General features: G+C 30.9%; 19 protein-coding genes. 4 read left to right on the top strand and 15 right to left on the bottom strand.

The window, feature by feature from the left end:
- Nucleotide 1 precedes the first annotated feature (1 nt).
- Genes KA867_RS05370 through KA867_RS05350 form a run of 5 tightly spaced genes read right to left on the bottom strand, consistent with a single transcriptional unit; the run spans nucleotide 2 to nucleotide 4,381 of the window.
- The gene (locus KA867_RS05370) at nucleotides 2-631 is read right to left on the bottom strand and encodes a phosphoribosylanthranilate isomerase (RefSeq protein ID WP_210137258.1); all 630 of its coding nucleotides are present in this window, start codon (nucleotides 629-631) and stop codon (nucleotides 2-4) included.
- Complete coding sequence (trpC, locus tag KA867_RS05365) at nucleotides 628-1,410, bottom strand: indole-3-glycerol phosphate synthase TrpC (protein WP_107384588.1); 783 nt, start codon at nucleotides 1,408-1,410, stop codon at nucleotides 628-630. Before trpC ends, KA867_RS05370 begins: the two co-directional genes overlap by 4 nt.
- Nucleotides 1,394-2,410: an anthranilate phosphoribosyltransferase gene (trpD, locus tag KA867_RS05360; protein ID WP_210137257.1), complete on the bottom strand. Its 1,017-nt coding sequence runs from the start codon at nucleotides 2,408-2,410 to the stop codon at nucleotides 1,394-1,396. The genes trpC and trpD overlap by 17 nt, the downstream gene beginning before the upstream one ends.
- The gene (locus KA867_RS05355) at nucleotides 2,379-2,975 is read right to left on the bottom strand and encodes an anthranilate synthase component II (protein WP_210137256.1); all 597 of its coding nucleotides are present in this window, start codon (nucleotides 2,973-2,975) and stop codon (nucleotides 2,379-2,381) included. Before KA867_RS05355 ends, trpD begins: the two co-directional genes overlap by 32 nt.
- Nucleotides 2,972-4,381: an anthranilate synthase component I gene (locus KA867_RS05350; RefSeq protein ID WP_210137255.1), complete on the bottom strand. Its 1,410-nt coding sequence runs from the start codon at nucleotides 4,379-4,381 to the stop codon at nucleotides 2,972-2,974. The genes KA867_RS05355 and KA867_RS05350 overlap by 4 nt, the downstream gene beginning before the upstream one ends.
- Before the next feature lie 689 nt (nucleotides 4,382-5,070).
- On the opposite strand from KA867_RS05350, the gene KA867_RS05345 reads away from it, so the two are divergent.
- Nucleotides 5,071-6,162 (top strand): prephenate dehydrogenase, encoded by a 1,092-nt coding sequence (locus KA867_RS05345; protein ID WP_210137254.1) that lies wholly within the window; start codon nucleotides 5,071-5,073, stop codon nucleotides 6,160-6,162.
- A 291-nt stretch (nucleotides 6,163-6,453) separates the two neighbouring features.
- Here the strand turns inward: KA867_RS05345 and panD are convergent, their stop codons facing one another.
- Nucleotides 6,454-6,837 carry an aspartate 1-decarboxylase gene (gene panD, locus KA867_RS05340; RefSeq protein ID WP_210137253.1) on the bottom strand — a complete coding sequence of 128 codons (384 nt, stop codon included), beginning with the start codon at nucleotides 6,835-6,837 and terminating at the stop codon, nucleotides 6,454-6,456.
- Between the two features lie 125 nt (nucleotides 6,838-6,962).
- On the opposite strand from panD, the gene KA867_RS05335 reads away from it, so the two are divergent.
- Nucleotides 6,963-7,835 carry an oxidoreductase gene (locus tag KA867_RS05335; RefSeq protein WP_210137252.1) on the top strand — a complete coding sequence of 291 codons (873 nt, stop codon included), beginning with the start codon at nucleotides 6,963-6,965 and terminating at the stop codon, nucleotides 7,833-7,835.
- A 288-nt stretch (nucleotides 7,836-8,123) separates the two neighbouring features.
- Here KA867_RS05335 and KA867_RS05330 read toward each other — a convergent pair whose 3' ends face one another.
- Entirely contained in the window at nucleotides 8,124-9,395 is a 1,272-nt protein-coding gene (locus KA867_RS05330; protein WP_210137251.1) for a Y-family DNA polymerase, read from the bottom strand.
- A gap of 147 nt (nucleotides 9,396-9,542) precedes the next feature.
- On the opposite strand from KA867_RS05330, the gene KA867_RS05325 reads away from it, so the two are divergent.
- On the top strand, nucleotides 9,543-9,731 hold the full coding sequence (locus tag KA867_RS05325) for a 2-hydroxymuconate tautomerase (protein ID WP_107384581.1): 189 nt from the start codon (nucleotides 9,543-9,545) through the stop codon (nucleotides 9,729-9,731).
- An 888-nt stretch (nucleotides 9,732-10,619) separates the two neighbouring features.
- Here KA867_RS05325 and KA867_RS05320 read toward each other — a convergent pair.
- Nucleotides 10,620-11,597, bottom strand: a complete 978-nt coding sequence (locus tag KA867_RS05320; RefSeq protein WP_210137250.1) for an LCP family protein — start codon at nucleotides 11,595-11,597, stop codon at nucleotides 10,620-10,622.
- 140 nt (nucleotides 11,598-11,737) lie between these two features.
- On the opposite strand from KA867_RS05320, the gene msrA reads away from it, so the two are divergent.
- Nucleotides 11,738-12,238, top strand: coding sequence for a peptide-methionine (S)-S-oxide reductase MsrA (gene msrA / locus KA867_RS05315; RefSeq protein WP_026034773.1), 501 nt, complete (start codon nucleotides 11,738-11,740; stop codon nucleotides 12,236-12,238).
- A 67-nt stretch (nucleotides 12,239-12,305) separates the two neighbouring features.
- Here the strand turns inward: msrA and KA867_RS05310 are convergent, their stop codons facing one another.
- The 7 genes from KA867_RS05310 to mprF form a co-directional block, all read right to left on the bottom strand.
- Nucleotides 12,306-13,217, bottom strand: coding sequence for a D-ribose ABC transporter substrate-binding protein (locus KA867_RS05310; protein WP_210137249.1), 912 nt, complete (start codon nucleotides 13,215-13,217; stop codon nucleotides 12,306-12,308).
- A gap of 15 nt (nucleotides 13,218-13,232) precedes the next feature.
- Nucleotides 13,233-14,180: an ABC transporter permease subunit gene (locus tag KA867_RS05305; RefSeq protein WP_210137248.1), complete on the bottom strand. Its 948-nt coding sequence runs from the start codon at nucleotides 14,178-14,180 to the stop codon at nucleotides 13,233-13,235.
- Nucleotides 14,167-15,657: a sugar ABC transporter ATP-binding protein gene (locus KA867_RS05300; RefSeq protein ID WP_210137247.1), complete on the bottom strand. Its 1,491-nt coding sequence runs from the start codon at nucleotides 15,655-15,657 to the stop codon at nucleotides 14,167-14,169. Before KA867_RS05300 ends, KA867_RS05305 begins: the two co-directional genes overlap by 14 nt.
- A 12-nt stretch (nucleotides 15,658-15,669) precedes the next feature.
- Nucleotides 15,670-16,059: a D-ribose pyranase gene (gene rbsD / locus KA867_RS05295; protein ID WP_107384575.1), complete on the bottom strand. Its 390-nt coding sequence runs from the start codon at nucleotides 16,057-16,059 to the stop codon at nucleotides 15,670-15,672.
- A 49-nt stretch (nucleotides 16,060-16,108) separates the two neighbouring features.
- On the bottom strand, nucleotides 16,109-17,113 hold the full coding sequence (locus KA867_RS05290) for a LacI family DNA-binding transcriptional regulator (RefSeq protein WP_210137246.1): 1,005 nt from the start codon (nucleotides 17,111-17,113) through the stop codon (nucleotides 16,109-16,111).
- Nucleotides 17,114-17,503: 390 nt separating this feature from the next.
- Nucleotides 17,504-18,070, bottom strand: a complete 567-nt coding sequence (locus tag KA867_RS05285) for a hypothetical protein (RefSeq protein ID WP_210137245.1) — start codon at nucleotides 18,068-18,070, stop codon at nucleotides 17,504-17,506.
- Nucleotides 18,071-18,506: 436 nt separating this feature from the next.
- Nucleotides 18,507-21,029: a bifunctional lysylphosphatidylglycerol flippase/synthetase MprF gene (gene mprF / locus KA867_RS05280; RefSeq protein WP_210137244.1), complete on the bottom strand. Its 2,523-nt coding sequence runs from the start codon at nucleotides 21,027-21,029 to the stop codon at nucleotides 18,507-18,509.
- Nucleotides 21,030-21,514: the final 485 nt, after the last annotated feature.

Raw genomic sequence — 21,514 nt, 5'->3', positions numbered from 1 at the left:
TTTAATTAACTCCTTTTACAAGTTCTATGATTGCTTGCATTTTTTCGCTATCTTTTACACCATTTGTTTCGATACCACTAGCAATATCATAACCATTATGATTTAAATTAAGTTTACTCACTCTTTGAATATTTTTATAATCCATACCGCCAGCTATTAAAAAATCCACATCTTCTATATCTTTTAAGATTTCCCAATCATAGGATTGGCCAGTACCACCATAAGCAATTGATGGTGTATCAATAATAAATTGATCTACAAAACCTTTATAATATTGAATGTGCTTCGCTAATGTATTAGCGTTTTGTGCAGGCAATGCTTTAATAATTTTTACATTGTCTTTTTTTTGACGTATAAAATGAATGGTCTCTAAATTTTCCAATCCGTGTAATTGGATAGTAGTTATATTTGTATTATCTATGAGATTACTGATTGTTTGATAATCTGGATTCACTACAATTACTACTTTGTCTTTATCTTCTGGTATTATGTTAGCAAATGCTTCTATCTTATCGATATCCACATAACGTTTGCTTTTGGGGTAATGAATAAAACCAATTGCATCAATATCTAAATCTTTTGCTTTATATACATCTTCAATTGTTTTAAAACCACAAAATTTCAATTTCATACCTTCACCTTATCTAACTTTAGACTTGGTAAAAATTGACTTAAATCATCACATTTCATTAACGATTCACCGATAAGTAAACCATCAATACCTGCGTTTATAATACTTGCAACATCTTGTTTGTTGCGAATACCACTTTCAGAAATATAATAATAACCTGCTTTTTTATTCTCTAATATTTCATTTGTATGCAAAACATCTGTTACAAACCGTTTTAAATCTCTATTGTTCACACCAATAATTTTGGGATCTAGCTTGTAAGCACGTTCCAATTCTTCTTTATCATGTACTTCTACTAATACTTCTAAATTTTTTGATATCGCATAATCATATAAGGCTTTCAACTGTTGATCAGTCAATACATTTACAATAAGTAAGATAATAGACGCTCCTGCCTTTTTAGCAACATCAATTTGAATAGGATCAACTACAAAATCTTTACACAATACTGGTAAATCAGTTACTTGTGTCAAAGTTTGTAATCGTTCGTAACTCCCTCCAAAATAATGTTCATCCGTTAAGATTGAAACTGCGTTGGCACCATATGCTTCATACGCCTTAACCTGTTGTTTCAAATCTCTCCCTGGAAGTTCAGATAATGTCGGACTTTTCGATTTAATCTCAGCGATAACCGATAATTGATCAGCTTGTGCTAACTGTGACTCAAACGTTTGTTTATGCGTAATGTCTACCTCATCAAGGTCTGATAATTTTTTTGTATAATAGCCATCCTTCAATAATTCCTTTTTATAAGCTACGATTTCATCCAATATAGTCATACGTTTTGCCTCCCATTTTGTTATATTGTTTGAGTGCATCTCCATTTTCAATTAATATTTTTGCTTTATGAACACCTTCTTGAATAGTGGCTGTTTTTTCAGCAACATATAAGGCAATGCCTGCATTCAATAGCACCACATCTCTTTTAGCGCTTTGATCTTTACCATTTAATATTTGTTTTGTAATTTCTAAATTTTCTTGAGGTGTGCCACCTTTTAAATCCGTATTTGGTGCATAATCTAACCCTAAATCTGTTGCATTTATAGAATAAGATTTAATGTGTTTGTCTTCCGTCACTTCATATAGTGTGTTATTGCCAGATAATGTTGCTTCGTCCATACCATTTGCACCATGTAAGACGATTGCTCTTTTTCTACCTAAATCTGCTAATGTTTGCGCAATTTTATTTAATTGAGACGGTTCATAGACACCCATAACTTGATAATCTAATTTGAATGGATTAATTAATGGTCCAGTAATATTAAAAATAGTTGGATTACTAATGGCTTTTCTTAACGGTTGAATATGCTTCATAATTGGATACGTTTCAGTCGCATTTAAAAAAACAAGCCCCTGTGTTTTTAAATGTGTTGATGTTTCCTCAACACTTCGCGTTGGAATACGCATAGCATTTAATAAATCAGTACTACCTGATGCTGATGTAACACTTCTATTACCATGTTTAATAACTGGTACACCTGCACTTGCCAGTACAAAAGAAACAGTTGTTGAAATATTAAAACTATTAGATTTATCTCCGCCAGTACCACAAACACACATACTATTAGGAAAAGTTGGCTGTGTAGGATACATAGACCCTATTAAGCTTTTTGAAATATATGTTAATTCCGCTTGACTAGTCTCTCTTTCCGAAAAGGCTTCTAACAGCTCTCGTTTTGTATCATCTTCTAGTTGATCTGTGATTAATAATTCTATAAATTCGTTCATTTGTGTTTGATTAAGTGGCTTATACTGTTTTATATGATTTTGTAGACTCATTATAATTGACCTCCTCTACTATATTTAAAAAGTTACTTATGATTGCTTCACCGTATTCCGTAGCAAAAGATTCTGGGTGATATTGTATGCCAAAATGTAAATCATTAATATGCTCAAATGATTGAATACTATCTTTTGTTTGAGCAGTTATTTTTAATGTATCAGGTAACGTTTTTGGGTCACTAATTAAGGAATGATAGCGCATTATTTCAGAATATTCTGTAATATTTCGGTATAGTTTGGATTCATTTACAATCTGCATCATATCTTTTTTACCGTGACATATTTTTTCACCTTGGATAACATCACCTCCGTGGTAACATGTCAATGCTTGTGAGCCCAGACATACACCTAATATAGGTTTATGTTTATAATGTTCAATAATATTGACTAAATAGCTAGTATCTAACGGATGCCCAGGTCCTGGCGATATAATCAAACCATCTATTTTTAAATCAAATATTTCAGGATCATCTGGATACTTAATAATTACATCAGAAGTCTTTCCTACAATATTGACTAAGTTATACGTAAAAGAATCGTAATTATCCACTACTAAAATCATGGTGATACCTCCAATAAACTTTTGGCTTTTAATTTTGTTTCTTCTAATTCTTTTTCAGGTATTGAATCATAAACGACACCACATCCTGCTTCTACATTGATGTATGTATCATCAATCATCATTGTACGAATCGCCAAAGCAAAATCTAGGTCATGATTACAGTTGATATATCCTATCCCTCCACTGTATACACCTCGTTTTTGAGGTTGGGCTTCATAAATTCTTTGTATTGCTCTTAATTTAGGTGCTCCTGACACGGTGCCTGTAGGTAATAAACTTGCAATTACAGTCATTGGTGAATAATTTGATTTCAGTTTTCCTGTTACCTCACTAACAATATGCATAACATGTTCATAGCGCTCAATTGACATTAACTTTTCAATTTTAGAACTAGCAATTTCACTCACTCTATGAATATCATTTCTACCTAAATCAACAAGCATGCTATGTTCACTTATCTCTTTTTCATCGTTGATTAGCTGCTTTTCATTTTCAAGATCTTCTTTGTCAGTCGCGCCTCGTTTAATTGTTCCAGCTATAGGATTTGTGACTACAGTTTGCCCTTTCACTTTGACAAAACTTTCAGGTGAACTACCTACAATAATCGGTTCATCAAAATTCAAATAATACATGTAAGGACTTGGGTTTTGTCTCTTTAAATTCTGATAAAGCTGATACGATAACTGTTGTAAATTCATTCCAAAATCATGTTTATACTTATATATAATTGAGGGTACAACTTGAAACATGTCTCCTTGTTGTATCAATGATTTCATTTCACTTACAGTTTTTTTAAATTGATTTGGTGTAATGTTCGATTCAATTGCTTTGTCTTTTATGTCATTTTTTATAGGCGAAGGATATATACTTATATTTTGCAACTCATCAACATGTCTTTTGACACGTAATGCTAATTGCTCTTCATTTTCATTTGAAAACAAGTTTGTGGATATAACATATAGATGCTCTTTGTAATGATCAAACACGTATACATCTTCTACCATGTAAAATTTAGCATCGTGTTGTTTATGGTCAGCTAAGTCGATTTGCTTTAATACAGGAAATTCATGTCTTACCAAATCAAAACTGCATGATCCAACAAATCCTGAGATAAATGGTAATTGTGCTAAATCTTCGTCTTCTATTTCTACTTTATATTGATCTATAAAAGCTTTCAGTTTTTCATATGGTGCTTCGTTTTCTATCTCTGTATGCTTATCATTATATTGAATGACCATATTTTCATTATCTAAAGTCACCGAGCCGTATACATCAAATATTACAATTGAATAACGCCCTTTCACTTTAGACTGTTCTGTACTTTCCAATACTATTTTTTGTTTTTTCAATCTTGCCAATGCTTCTGGTGTTACTTCAGCGTTTACTTTTTGATATTGCACCTTCATTTTTACTCCTCCTTATAAAAAAATCAGCATCCTTAAATATTAATTAAGGACGCTGATGCGCGGTACCACCTAAATTAGTAGATCATATCAGTCTCATCTACTCACTCATTTAATTATGCAATTTTAATCCAACAAAACCCAATTTCAGTATGTGTAGGTGTTAGTTTTCATCTACCACTAACTTTCTGCTTGCTACCATTCACAACTTACTACATTTTGTTTTTTTATATAAAAAAACACCACACTAACGCATGCTGTAAGGACGCGTTACCGTGGTGCCACCTTAGTTAACAATTTCATTGTTCACTTTAAAAATTATTATATTATACTTACGTTTAAAAGCCCAATTCACAATATATGTTGTGCTAATTTTCATCTACCATTAGCTTTCTACTTGCTACAAATCATATATGTTACTTTACCTTTCAAACGGCAACTGTCGTTGCAAAATGAATTAACTAGAATAATACAAGCTTCATTCTTTCTTGTCAACTCTTATTTTTAAATTCTTCTACTTATTTAAAGTAATCTGATAACTTAATGTTTTAATTATATTGAAATTGTTTAAGCTAATGATCTTATAAATGCGTTCTGCTTATGAAGTAGAAAATAAAACATGTATTGCGAATTAACTACTCCTACTATACAATGTTACTATTCTGAAAATTTTGATAGAGGTGGTCAGCAAAATGAAACAAATACTTTTCGTAGGTTTAGGCTTAATTGGTGGTAGCTTGGCAAGTAATCTAAGATATTATCACAATGAAATTGAAATCACTGCATATGATGCAGATCGCTCCCAATTAGAAAAAGCTTTATCTATTGGAATTATTGATTATCAATCTACTGATTATAAAACCTGTGTGGAAAATGCAGATATCATTATTTATGCCACACCTGTGCAACAAACAATCAAATACTTACAAGAACTACCAAACTATCAAACAAAGTCTGACGTCATAGTTACCGATACTGGCAGTACTAAATTGACGATTTTGCAATATGAACAATATCTTTTAAATCACAATATTCACCTAATTGGTGGTCACCCGATGGCAGGTAGTCATAAATCTGGCGTACTCAATGCAAAGAAACATTTATTTGAAAATGCTTTTTATGTTTTGGTTCACGACGAACCTGCAAATGATAAAGCTTTTGATGAAATACGCTCATTACTTAGTACAACAAATGCAAAATTTATTGCTACTAATCCACAAGAACATGATTTTGTGACAGGCATCGTTAGTCATGTCCCTCATATCATTGCGTCGAGTCTCGTGCATTTAAATGCAAACCACGCATCTCACTCTTCATTAGTTAAAACACTTGCTGCTGGAGGCTTTAGAGACATTACAAGAATTGCAAGTGGCAGTCCAATCATGTGGCGTGATATTACTATTGAAAATAAAAATACTATTGTTGATATATTAAAAGAATGGAAATCACAAATGGAGGATGTCATTACACTCGTTGAAGAAAATAAACCCGATGCGTTATATCATTTTTATAATGATGCAAAAGTATATAGAGATGAACTCCCCCTTAAATCACAAGGTGCACTATCTATAGAGTATGATCTTTATGTAGATATTCCGGATAAACCGGGTATGATTAGCCAAGTAACACACACCCTTAGTTTACATAATATTTCTATAAGCAACTTAAGAATATTAGAAGTCCGTGAAGATATTTATGGTGCGTTACGTATTAGCTTTAAAAATCCAGAAGACCGTAAAAAAGGTGCTGAAGCATTAAGTGATTTTGATACTTATATTGAATAGATTTTTTCTTTTTTAAAAAGTTTAATTACTTAATTGTTATTGCTTTATTTAGTTTTTGTTTGCATAAATCGTAAATAATATATTTAAGCCAATCACTCATTTCTGTAGTAATAATTGTTGTTTTTTACAACGCTAAATTTAAAAGTATTTTCAATATATTACCAAATATAAATATGAGCCTAGCGCAGTTTTCTTTTGTTAGAAAGCTACGCTAGGCTCATATCGTTTCATTCTCGTATATCGATATAATTTGGATGGGACTGTTTATATTTCAAATGTTATTTTACATAACTAGTTTAGCAATTTTCCTTCTTCTTCTTGTATCATCTCTATAATTTCATTTTTTTCATTCATAAGCGCGACTTTTGGATTGTGATTTAATGCTTCTTCTGCAGTAACTTGTACATAAGACATAATAATAATAATATCATTTACTTGAACAAGCCTAGCAGCTGCACCATTCAGGCATATCTTTCCACTATTACGTTCTCCTTCAATCACATAGGTCTCTAATCTTTCTCCATTGTTATTATTAACAATTGCAACTTTCTCATTAGGTAATATATCTACTGCATCTAAAATATTACGATCTATCGTGATACTACCAACATAATCAAGGTTAGCTTCTGTTACACGTGCACGATGTATTTTTCCATTCATCATAGTTTTTATCATTTGATTTATGCTCCTGTTCAAAATATATTTTTACATTTTTAGTTGATTAACACTTCATTATTGATTACTATCATAAACATATCTATTATAATTTTATTTTCTAAATAAACGGAGGTCAACTATAAATGAAAAAGATAGGTATTATTGGTCCTGGTGCTGTTGGTAGTTGCATCACAGTTCAACTTTTAGCAACAGAACATAAAGTATATTTAATTGGTCGACGTAATGAGCACATTACCTATCAAGATGCTTCGAATAATTTAAATATAGTACTTAATGTTGTTAAAGCATCAGATATTACTGAACCATTAGATATTATATTCATCGCTGTTAAAATTCCACATTTAGAGGGATTATATGAACAAATCAAGCATTTATCACAAGATACTACTATTGTTATACTAGCTCAAAATGGATATGGACAACACTTAAAACTTCCTTTCCCACACATATATCAAGCTGTAACTTATATTAGTGGTCAAAAAACCGCTCAACATGTGATTCATTTTAGAGATGAAATACTGCATTTACAACAAGATGATAACACTATATCATTGAAAAAATTATTAGCTTCAAGTGGACTTTCACTTGTGTTACATAAAAATATTGAAGTGGAAATCTGGTATAAACTATTAGTTAATTTAGCAATCAATACAGTTACAGCTCTTGGAATACAGCCTGCATCTATTCTCAAGCAACCCCATATTAAATCATTATGCATATCGTTATTAAATGAGGGTTATATGATAGCTAAACATTCTGGTATCAACCTTTCTGATAACGTTATTGAAGAAATAATGACAATTTATCAAGGTTATCCAGACGATATGGGAACAAGCATGTATTATGATGTGCTTTCAAATACCCCATTAGAAATCGATGGAATACAAGGTTTTCTATATCGACAAGCTCGAAAGTATAAATTAACAACACCTCATCTAGATACAATTTATGCTTTATTACTATCTAGACATCATACTTTTTTAAATAACTCATAATAGTAATGTAAAGTCTATGATATTTTCTTCTTATCATGCCAATATTATATTTACATGTTTAATAGATGTGCGTTAGTTTTTTTACTTACCTAGCATAGACAAATCATATATTATGTTATAAATACGTTATTTAAATTGTATTTGTTAAAAAGCTAACTAATTTTGATTCAACAGCTACTTTAGGGACGGGCTGCACCGTATAAACTTACTTAAAATTATCCCCGTTCCATATATTACTAATGAAATTGATTTATGACATATTAAACGTTCAGTTTATCATTTTAATTTTTACATTTTATGCCCTGCCATAAGTCCTAAACGCCCATGTTTTGTGCCTGCATCTGTATAGGAAATTGCTTTAGATACGATACCTTTACCAAATTTTTGATGTAGCGCATCAATCGTTTTGGCCAATTTTTCATTCCTTTTTCTTTCGTATTCATCTATAAATAAATTCAACTGTGTATTTCGCTCATCTATAAACTGTGTGAGTGAAATGCTCACCGTTCTGTACAACATTGTTGGATCACATAATTTATCTGCTAAATATTCAACCACCTTAAAAATAGTACCATCTAAATTTGTTGGGTCTTCTAATGTGTATTGTTTCTGCACCCCTCCTTGGTCACTATAACCAAATGAAAAGTGTATCGTCTTAGCTAATTTATTTCTTGCTCTAACACGACTCGCTACGTCTTCAATTAATTCCTGCATCACTATTTTAGCTTCATCATAATGGTAATCACGCATCAATATTTGACTCTTACAAATTGAAGGATTAACTACACTATATTTGTCTCTTATTCTACTTTGATCAATACCATTTGCATGCAAATGTAAATCCACACCTACAGTACCAAAATCCCTTTTTAAATATTGATATGGATAATGAGCTAAATCACCTATAGTAAAGATACCTCTTTTATTCATTTTTGCTTCTGTTTTTCTACTAATACCCCAAAATTTACTCAATGGTGAAATAGGCCAAAGTTTGTGCGACACATCTTGATATCTCCATTCAGCAATGAAATCATCAGTATGTTTTGCTTCTACATCCATTGCAACTTTACTCAATAACATATTTGATCCAATACCTATTGAACACTGTATACCTGTTTCTTCTAGAATTTCATATTGTAATTTTTTACAAAAAGATTGAATTGTACTACTAAATCTGTGATAACTATTTGTTACATCCATAAAAAATTCATCAATACTATATTGGTGTAAATCTTCTGGAGCAACATAACGTAAAGCGATTTTAGAGATTGCTACTGAAACTTCCAAATATTTTCTCATGCTTGGATTGATAATATATATATCATTTCTATGAGGGATTTCGAATAATCTTGACCCTGTTTTAATGCCTATAGATTTTAGTGGACCCGTAGCAGCCAATACAACCGATCCCTGTCTCTTAGTATCCGCAACAACTGCTAACTTTTCTTTCATTGGGTCTAATCCTTTTTGTATACAAGAAACACTTGCAAAAAAACTTTTTTGATCAATACACAATATATCTCTTTCCTCTAACAGATTGTAATCATAAAATTCATACATATAACATTCCTCCCTTAATCACTTACATTATATAAGAACACACGTTCTATTTCAATATAAATGAGAACAAATGTTCTTATTTATATTTTTATAATTTTGTGAATTTTCATGCTATAATGTATAAAAATAGCTTTAGGAGGAATTTAAATGCCAATAGTAAATGTAAAACTGTTAGAAGGTCGTTCTGATGAACAACTAAAAAATTTAGTCACAGAAGTTACTAATGCAGTAGAGAAAACAACAGGTGCTAACAAAGACGCTATACAAGTTGTAATAGAAGAAATGAAAGCTTCTCATTATGGTGTTGCTGGAATTAGAAAATCAGATCAACAATAAATTACATATCAAAAAGCTAGAACATAAACATCAATATCTATTACAAACATATAGAGATTGATGTTTTTTTACTATTCAAAGGTTTATTCATTGATCAATGATATGACCAAAGAAACGAATAATGCATATAGACATATAAAACTATTTTCAACAACATCACTTATAGAGGTTTTGCATCGTGCGGACGCCCGGGGTAATGATATGAGTGAGAGACTACAGGCTCGAATCATATCCCCAGGCAAGCATGCACGATCAAAATCGTAAGTTTTTTATATAAAATGGACGCTTCCATCATGTATATTCATATTAAATTATATCTTTTGTTTAATTAAAAATATGAACTTCTATTAGTTCTATAAGTTAAATAATACGAAGTTATTTCTTTTGTATTAAAACACATCTCTTATAGAGATTTTGCATCGTGCGGACGCCCGGGGTAATGATATGAGTGAGAGACTACAGACTCGAACCATATCCCCAAGCAAGCATGCACGATCAAAATCGTAAGTTTTTTATATAAAATGGACGCTTCCATCATGTGTACTCATATTAAGTTATATCTTTTGGTTGATTAAAAATATGACCTTCTATTAGTTCTATAAGTTAAATAATACGAAGTTATTTCTTTTGTATTAAAACACATCTCTTATAGAGATTTTGCATCGTGCGGACGCCCGGGGTAATGATATGAGTGAGAGACTACAGGCTCGAATCATATCCCCAGGCAAGCATGCACGATCAAAATCGTAAATTTTCAAATAAAAAAAAGCTCCCTTCAAAGTTTACATTTTTAAGTGTCTACTTTGAAGGGAGCATATCAAAATGGATTAGCCCTTTTTAAGTATGAGATTTATATTTCATTCACATTTAAATGAATGCTTTTAATCATCATTCATTCAAAAATTTCTGTACTTCTTCTTTGTTTTTTGCTTTATCGATTTCTAGCGCACTACCATCCATTGGTGACTGAATATCTTGATAAGTGTTTGGTACAGGTAAAGTGATAGAGTCTACTTTTTTATCACCACGTATTCCAAAATTCAAACCAGTTTGAATGAGCGCAGAATCTGGCATATTCGTATTTAAATAACCTCTTAAAATACCTGCAACTCTAGGCAATTTAGGTAGCGTATCTAAACTAGCCAATTCTTGTTTAAGTGATTGCATGACTTGTTGTTGACGTCTTACACGTCCAAAATCGCCTTCTTCATCATGTCTAAATCTAGCATAACCCAATAATTCTTTACCATTTAATCGATGATGACCTTTTTTCAGTGATACGCCTATATTTTTAGACATATCTTTTTCAACATCAATCGGTACACCGTTTGGTTCCAGTTCATCAATCATTTTTTCAAAACCGGTAAAATCAAGTATTGCATAATACTCAGGGTCTATACCTAAGTTTTTCTTTAATGTTTGTCGTAATAATTCAGGTCCACCGATAGAATAAGCTGAATTAATTTTATGTTGCCCATTGCCTGGTATATCTGCATAAATATCTCGCATTACAGACATCATCTTCATCTTTTTATGAATATAATCATATTGTGCAATCATAATCGAGTCGGTTCTAGAAATACCACCTTGCTCTTTATCTGCACCTAAGACCATAATCGTAATTTTTCCATCATTTTTTTTAGCACCATTAAATTTATGTTGCTTGAGCGTTTTACCATGATCTTTTGCGTATTCAATACCTGATTTATAACCATGAACAGAATAACCAATAATAATGGCTAAAATAATTACAATGATTAAAATTACAATCGGAAATTTTTTTAATTTCCTCTTTTTTGTCCTACGCATCGTTGGTTGTTCTTCTGTGTTTGCACTTTCTTTACTACTGTGTTTGTGTTCATTCATATGTAATCAACCTTATATCTTCAAAATTGCACTGCTATGTACTATAATTAACATATATTAAAGTTATATAAAAACTGAATAAAAATCAAGTGATATCTTAATATATGGTACTAAGGTCTAATATGGAAAGGATGTTAAACATGAATATAAACAAAGCATACTTCGCTGGAGGTTGCTTTTGGTGTATGGTCAAGCCTTTCGACACATTTGAAGGGATTGAGAAAGTGACTTCTGGTTACATGGGAGGTCATACAGATAATCCGTCGTATGAAGAAGTTAAAACGGGTGACACCGGGCATTACGAAACAGTTGAAATAGAGTATGATGTTGCTCTATTTTCCTACAATAAATTATTAGAAATATTCTTTTCTGTAATAGATCCAACTGATGAAGGTGGACAATTCCAAGACAGAGGGTCACAATATAAAACAGCAATTTTTTATACAAATGAAGACCAAAAAGCGGTAGCTGAAGATTATGTAGAACAATTAAAACAAAGTATAGATAAAGAAAAAGCTATTGCTACAAAAATATTACCCGCTTCTACATTTTATGAAGCTGAAGCGGAGCATCAAAATTTTTATAAGAAAAACCCTGAACGATATGCTCAAGAACAACAAGAGCGACAAAAATTTAAGTAAACACATAAATAAAAACCGGTGCCTTATGCATCCGGTTTTTTATTTATTACTCAAACTTCAAAATGATTTATTGTCGTTTCATTTCTAAAGGTATTTTATTCTTTTTCTCAACCTTTTTACCATTATATAAATTCATTATTGTTTTAATACTTTCTTCTCCCATCAAATTAGGTTGTTGCGCAACTGTAGCAAACAACTTACCCTTTTCAACAGATTTTATCGCATCTTCATTACCATCAAAACCAATGACTTTAATATCCTTATCTCCTATCGCTTCTACTGCTCCTAAAGCCATTTCATCATTTTGAGCAAAAATAGCTTTGATGTCAGGATGAGCTTGAATAATATTTTGTGTTACATTTAAACCTTCTGTTCTATTAAACTTAGCACTTTGTTTGGAAACTACATCAAGTGATTTATCTGCGACATTATGGAAACCTTTACCACGTTCACGTGTAGCACTGGCACCGGGAACGCCCTCAAGTTCTGCTACTTTCGCGTCTTCACCCAATTCATCGACAATGAGTTCACCACCCATTTCACCGCCTTTAATATTATCAGAAGCAATAAATGAAGCAACATCCCCTTTAGCTACATCACGGTCTAACGTAATAACTGGTATTGCCTCATCATTCGCGATTTGAATACTACCTGATATCGCATCTGAATCTGTTGGATTTACAATCAAGTAATCTACCTTTTGTTGTATTAAATCATCAATATCATTAGCTTGTTTCGCTGCATCATCTTGAGCATCTGCAAACTTAACTTTGACACCTTGTTTCTTTGCCTCTTTCTCAATACCATCTTTAATTTTCACAAAGAAAGGGTTATTTAAAGTAGAAATACTCACACCAATAACAACATCAGATTTTTTCTTATCTACCTTACCATTATCATTTTTTTCTATAGGTGATTCTAGCGAACAACCTGTTAAAAATAGTAAAATAGCTACTGTAGTTATAAAAAGCTTTTTCAATATCAACACCTCCAATTATTTATTTTTTCTATCTATCAGTACTGCAATGATAATAACGACACCTTTAACCACTTGTTGGTAAAATGAAGATACACCTAGTAAATTCAAACCATTGTTCAAAACACCAATAATTAACACACCAATCAATGTTCCAACTATACGACCTTTACCACCAGTTAAAGAAGTTCCGCCTAGTACAACTGCTGCAATGGCATCCAATTCATAGGACATCCCTGCTGTGGGTTGTGCTGAATTTAAACGTGAAGTTAAAATTGATCCTGCCATAGCTGACATTAAACCGGCTAAACTATAAATCATTATTTTAATTTTATTAACTTTAATTCCTGAAATAAATGCTGCTTTTTCATTACCACCCATAGCATAGGTCTGTCTACCAAATACGGTTTTATGTAGCACAATATATAATATGATAAATGTAATAAACATTGTGACAGCTGGTACTGGAATACCTAAAAAATAGCCCCTACCAAATAATTGAAATGCGTAACTGCCATTTAAATTTGTAATGGGATTTCCATCTGTAATAACAAGTGTTAATCCTCTAAATACAGTCATTGTAGCTAGCGTTGCAATGAAAGGTGCCATTTTACCTATCGTGATAAGTAAGCCGTTCACAACTCCCAAAATCGCACCAAATATACAACCCACGAATAGAGCTACAATAGAATCCATACCTGAAACCATTAAAATCGCTACAAAAGCACTAGATAATGCTAACGTTGAACCTACTGATAAATCAATGCCTCCAGTCAATATTACGAAAGTCATGCCAAATGCAATCAAACCATTAATAGAAACTTGTCTTAACAAATTAAATAAGTTAGAAGGTTCTAGAAAAGCACTATTTAAGACACTAATAATAACAACTAATAGTATTAACCCAATAAAAGGTATAATTTTTTCCAAATATGAATATGAAAATGATAATTTAGACTGTTTCATTTAATTTTCCTCCTGTAGCTAAAGTCATAATACGTTCTTCTGTGATAGCTGAACCCTCTAATGTTCCTGCAATAGATCCCTCATGTACAACCGCAACTCTATCACTCATACCTATAATTTCTGGTAGTTCTGATGAAATCATAATAATAGACATACCTCGATCAGTTAATTCATGCATCAATTGGTATATCTCACGTTTGGCGCCTACATCTATGCCTCGTGTTGGTTCATCTAGTATTAACACATGTGGTGCAGTCGCAATCCATTTAGCCAAAACTACTTTCTGTTGATTACCACCCGATAAGTTGCCACAAGTATCTCCTATTTTGCCTTTAATATTTAAACGCTGAACCATTTGTTCTGAATATTGTTCCATAGCATGTTGCGTTAAAAACCCAGAACTTGAAAAACTTTTCAAAGCAGGTAATGTAATATTTTCTAAAATTGAATCCTGTAAAACTAAACCTTCTTCTTTTCTATTTTCAGTGATAAAAGCCAGACCTTGCGAAATGGATTGATTAGGACTTTGAATCTGCAATTGCTGATTGTTAAGTTCCACTGATTTATTCCCTTTATCTAAGCCAAAAAGTACTCTCATAATTTCTGAACGACCGGCACCCATCAAACCACTAAAACCAAGTATTTCACCTTTATGTAAATCAAAATGAATATGTTTTAAATGATGTTCAGCCGAATCTAAATTTTCAACAGAAAGCACAACATCACCTTGATGATATTGTCTAACAGGGTATTGATTATCTAAATCTCTACCAATCATAGATTTTACTATCTCAGCATGCGTCGTATTTTGAGTTTCTTTAGTTAATATCGAACGACCATCCCTCATTACTGTAATACGATCTGAGATTGCAAAAATTTCTTCCATTCTATGCGATATATATATAAAAGAAACGCCTTCTTTTTTTAAATTTTTGATTTGTTCAAACAACGTATTTATTTCGTTATTTGTCAGAGCTGCAGTAGGCTCATCCATGATAATGATTTTCGATTTTTCCATTAATGCTTTACTGATTTCGAGCATCTGTTGCATACCGACTGATAAAGTACCTGCCATGCGATTTAAATCAATATCAATATTTAATTTTTTAAAAATAGCCAAAGCACGTTGTTTCATTTTTTTATTATCAACAATGCCAAAAACTTTTGTTTCTTCTTTTCCTAAAAATAAATTTTCAAGCACTGTAAGATTTGGCCAAATATTTAATTCTTGTTGTATAAATGACACACCGTTTTGTTCAGCATCCATCGTATTTTTAAAATGAATAGGTTGGCCATTTTCTAAAACATTACCGCTATCAGCGTTATATACACCTGTTAATATTTTCATGAGCGTACTCTTACCTGCACCATTTTCACCCATTAAGGCATGTATTTCTGCATCATTGATTTCAAAATCAACACCTCTTAAGACATCATTTTGACCAAATGATTTATGAATTTGATTCATCGTTATCATATTTTTCACCCCTTAAAATAAAACACCACTTGATAAAATTGCATTTGCGTAAGGTGTCGCTTCACCTGTTCTTATAATTGCTTTAACATCCTTACTATACATTTTTAATTTTTCATGGGATTCCGTGACCATATCAATATTTTCAGCTAATAATTTCACATATAACTCACTATTTTGTTTTATCATTTCATTTGCAATGGTAAGCTGTTCAATTTTCATATGTGCTTTAACTAAATTAAATACTTCTTCAAATGATGGGTGCCCAAAAGTTAATGCTAAATCTATTTTTTTTACACCATCTGGTACTGGTAATCCACAATCAGCAATGATAATTGTATCTGTATGCCCTAAATCACTTAATACCTTAGAAATTTCGCTGTTCAAAATACCTGTTTTATACATCTAAATCCCCTTTCGTTAAATCATATTTTATGTAACCCGTTACACATTATTACTCAAATCTAATACTACCTCTGCGTTTAGTAGATAACTTTAACGAATGATCTTGTTGATCCACTACACAATTTTTATTTAGTTTTAATAAAATTGATACCGCTTGTTGTCCTAAAAAATATGCGGACTGGTCAATAGTTGCAATTTGAGGAAACGTCATTGTAGAAAAAGGTATATTGTCATAACCCACAATTTGAATATCTTCAGGAACTTTTAATTGAAATTGCTGAACAAGTCCCATTGTTTCAATTGCAAGTACATCATTGCTGCATATAATGCTATCAATATGTAAATCTTTAACTAATGAAATAAATGCATTTTTATTTTTTAAAGTCTCGGCTGAACAATCGTAATAACTTACATCATAATTGTTCAATTCTTGTTTAATGCCATCTATTCTCAATTTAAATGCACCAATATTCAAATCTAAATGAAGGATCAAAATATTTTTTGGTTTACCTTCTAACACAAGTCGAGCTTGTAATTGTCCGCCCTCAAAATGATTCATAGAGATACCATTACCTTCATCTTTAACACGATCTACAAAAACATAATGAATACCTTGTGATACTAATAACTTTTCGATTTGATCATCAGCAAATGCTGTAGCAATCACACCTACACAATTATAAGCATTGAAAGTAGACAGATAATCTTTAGCCTTATCAACATCATTGTCGCTATTTCCAATTAAAACTTGAAAACCATGCGCAAGCGCTATATCTTCAACACCTCTCGCTATCAATGTAAAAAAAGGATTACTGATATCTGGCAATAATAAACCAATCATCTTTGACTTACGTTTATATAAAGTACGTGCAGCTTCATTAGGTTGATAATTAAGCTCACGAATCGCACGTTCAATTTGTATTTTTGTTTGATCTTTTACATATCCATTATTGTTTATAACTCTAGATACCGTTGCTACAGAACAACCAGCTAATTTAGCCACCTCTTTAATCGTTACTATAAAAATCACCTCTATTTGTGTAACCGTTTTCATATTATCATAATAATTTATATTTTGGTAGTTTATTTGGAATTTTAATTTTCATATTACTTTATATTTCATATTTTTATTAATTTATTTATATAGCGCAAGAACATTGGTTTATACTAATCGGACCAAAAATATAAATATCTTACCATTTTATTACTAAAAAGCTGACACTTGCTTACTTTAAATGTATTTTATAAACTATTGCGCCATTAGTTATATTAAATAAAGTCGTATTCAAACCTTCATTTATTTTTATTAAATGATAATTTCATCATTTTCTTAAAAACCGCAATTCTTTCACCTCATATAAATTTAAATAAAAAAGACTCATCCTGTTAATTCGGATAAGTCTTTGAAGTTGATAATGAATATTATATTCATGCTCATTCATAGCTATTCTATAGTAGCTATTTGATCTATATTCTCTATTGCCGTCACTTTTTCATTTGAATCAAAATATACTTTAACAGAAAAATGATTAGATGGATTATCATCATATATTATCGTGCGATTATGACTATTAAATGCTCTGTGACCATGTACTTGAGCAAACGATTCAACAGTAACATTATCAGGAACAACAAAAATTCGTTGAACTTTATCATTTTTAAATGAAACTGCGATGTTACCATATTTATGTGCTTTCACATTAGCAATTTGTATTATATTTTCACTATCACCAAAATATGTTTCAACTTTACGCTTGTGCATACCTTTTGAAATATGCATATAGTGATTTCGTACATCACTATTCATGAAATTTTCACTGAATTGTTGTGATAACACATTAATCTTAGGTATTTTATACTTAGGGTTTTTTTCCTTTTTAAACTTTTCATTTTGAGCAGATTGGTTCGAACCTCTGTAATTTGTGTGTATAGTATCATATAACGACTTAATTGATAACGTTAAAGCAACTAAAAGCATTATTAATACCAAACAAACGATAACTTTTTTCATTTTTTCACCCCATTGCACACACTGCAAGCATTAATATTTACATGTTACTACATAATCTTAAAATATTGAATTTATTTTAATAATATAACAAATGATAATAATTCAAATTGCAAATATTAACATTAATCTGATGTAAAAATACATTTAAGTTTCAAAATGAAATTAACTATATAAAATGTCAATTTTTATTCAAATGAGATGATATTATAGTATTGAAAGCGTTTTCTATTGATGATATATTATATATACACCTTGGACAAAGGGGTAACTAGAAATTCATAAATATAGTTAGAGTCAAAATGATATTTAGAAAGTATATAGTTAGTTTATTAAAAAGTAGTTAATAACTTCTCCGGCATTGACTACAAAAACCATTAAAAGCTATAACTCCAAAAAACAACCAACAATCATTAACGGGATTGTTGGTTGTTTTTTATTATTTTTTTCTAATTACACGCATGACTTTTGTCATACTTATCCATAATGAATTTCCTTTACGATATACTAAAAATCTTGGTTGCCAGTTGGGATTGAACTTTTCTTTATAACGTCTTAAACCTTGAAATCTATATAAGCCATTGAAATGCTCAAATATTCTACCAGCAAGTCTTTCTCTGTAAAAAGAAAACGGTACTTTACCTACATTAGACAGTGTAGCCATGCCCATATTAAAGTATTGATAATGATTTACTTTCGCCCATAATAGCATATGCAGATATAAACTATCCATTAATGGTAAGGAAGCATCTGATTTCCAACGAATTAAGTCAATAGATAATGTCGAATTATCATTCACAGGCATAAATGTACAAAAACCAATAATAGCTTTTTCTTTATCTTTAATGACTCCAATCGGCGCCTGCGATATATAATGTTCACTAAAATGTCCTACTGAAAATTGCATTTCTGTAGATCCTAATAACCAATCATCACTTATTTGTTTCAATTCATCAAATATATTTTGTGAAAAAGGCGGTTCTAACATCTCAAAATTACAACCCAAATCTTCTAGTTTGTTCAAGGTAGCACGTAAACCACGCTTCTTTTTTCCTGAAGTAGTAAAAGTTGATAAATCAATAATGGCTTCTTCACCTAATTTAAAAAATTGATTTCCAAAATCATGATAAATTGACATATATTTGTCAGTCACTTGATAGAAAATAATATCATAACCTAAATAGTGTGCTTCATTATAAAATGCTTCAAGCAACTCATGGAACGATGCACTATTTCCTATGGGATCACCCAAAACAATATATGCATTTCGTTTATAACGATACATCACAAATGCATCTTGCTGTTCATTAAAGAAAAACTTCTTATCACCACTATAAATGAGATGACTTAAATAATTCCCACCAAATTTTTGAATGATTCTTTCACATTGCTCTAGATTGTGATCACTACCTGCAGATTTAAATCTTGCTTCAAACCACCACACAATAACACTTACTATAATAACTACCGTAATAATTGTGAACCAAAAATAATATCTTAAAAGAGAGGTATCTACTTCTAAATGATAAATATCTAAAGTATAAAATGTATTCTTTATAAACACATGGTTAATGAACAACACTAGTGCGCCTATGATTACACTAGACAATAGTTTCGTATATCTAAATGGACGCTTTATGACGCGTGCGCTTCTATAAAATAAAACAAGCATTACGAACATAGTTATTAACCAACTCAAAAGAATCAAAGAAGGATAAGTATATACTGTGACACTAAATATGATGATAATTGAACAGATAGCAAATAAAAGTGCTCTCTTAGATAAATGATATACACCAATCACATTTAACAATAATAATAGACATGCACAAGTATGGATAGACGCTATAATATAATAAAACGCATGATTGTTACTATATAGTCCATCATAAATAATTGTAATGTTATTAAAGAAAAATAAAACACTCGTAAATAAAAGTAATAATGCAATAGAAAACGCTGGAATTCTTGTTAAAATATCTTTTTGATAAGATGCTAGAAGTGATGACATATCTTTGACAGGTATCATAATTTTAGAGTCATCCCAATAACGTTTTGCAGTATTTCTGAATTCAAATGTTGAGAGAATAAGTGCAATTAAAACAGGAAATAGGTAATAAGCTAACCTGTAGAGTAATAAAGCTAAAACAATTTTCTCTTCTGGAATGTTTAAGCTTTTCAATCCTAGTAATAGAACCAAATCAAATGTACCAAATCCTCCGGGAATGAAACTCATTAACCCAGATAAAGCGCCAATGATAAATATCCCCATGAATACAGGGAAATGCACATGTATACCAACAATTAATAGCGCCATGTATAACACTAAAGCAGCCATCATCCATTCAATACTAGAAACAATAGTGCAATATATCCCAGTCAGTTTACTGTTTTTATTGACTGGTTTCCAAATTGTAAAGAAAATAAAGATTGGCAAAAATAATGCTACAATATACATTAACCATCTAACCCAAGGGAATGGACTAAATACGTGCCTAACATCAAATACATGAAACACTACTAAAATGGAAAGCATACTCAAACCAGTCAACATAGAGATTAAAACAATAGAAATAGTGTGTAGTAATTCTTTTTTATCTTCTGTAGTATCTTTATATAATAAAAATCTTACGCTCGCTCCTATAAACCCTCCAAAACCCAATACTGCATTCAAAGCATTTACGATATATCCTATACGTATGGTTTTAAATAAAGAAATTTTTAAATGTAATACTTTAGCTAAAATCACATCATACATCGATAATATCAATATGGCTAGACCGCCACTCATAAACAACACAACCAACCATACACTATTAATATCTTTTATAGAATGAATCGTTTCTTTTAAATTTATATTCGCTAGTTCTTTATATAACGTAAAAGCAACAAATAGAAATAATGAAAGTGCAAATATAACTTTCATTATTGTTAATATTTTATTTCCTAACTTTTTTGACATGTGTTCACATCACTTTTCTATATTCATATAATATTTAAAATATAGCACAATTCTTATTTTTAATAAATAATTCTTATACATGTTATATATTACAATATTGTTAGACCTATATACTTCGTTTTAAAAGTTTACATATGCAATCATCTTACAAACAAAATAAAAAATAGCAGATCAGGAAACTCATTCACTTAAAATGAATACACATGATAGATACGTTCATTTTATTTAAAATCTTATGATTTTGATCGTGCATGCTTGCCTGGGGATATGGTTCGAGCCTGTAGTCTCTCGCTCATATCATTCCCCTAGGCGTCAGCACGATGCAAAATCTCTATAAGCGATGTGTTTTAATACAATAGAAAAAGCTTCGTATTATTTAACTCATACAACTAATAAAAAGTCATGTTTTTAATTAACCAAAAGATATAACTAAATATGAATATACATGATGAATGCGTTCATTTTATTTAAAATCTTATGATTTT

The sequence above is a fragment of the Staphylococcus sp. GDH8C109P genome, from assembly GCF_017893405.1.
Lineage (GTDB): Bacteria > Bacillota > Bacilli > Staphylococcales > Staphylococcaceae > Staphylococcus > Staphylococcus cohnii.
The sequence above is the reverse complement of the archived record's forward strand: the minus strand, read 5'-3'. Positions and strand labels throughout refer to the sequence as shown.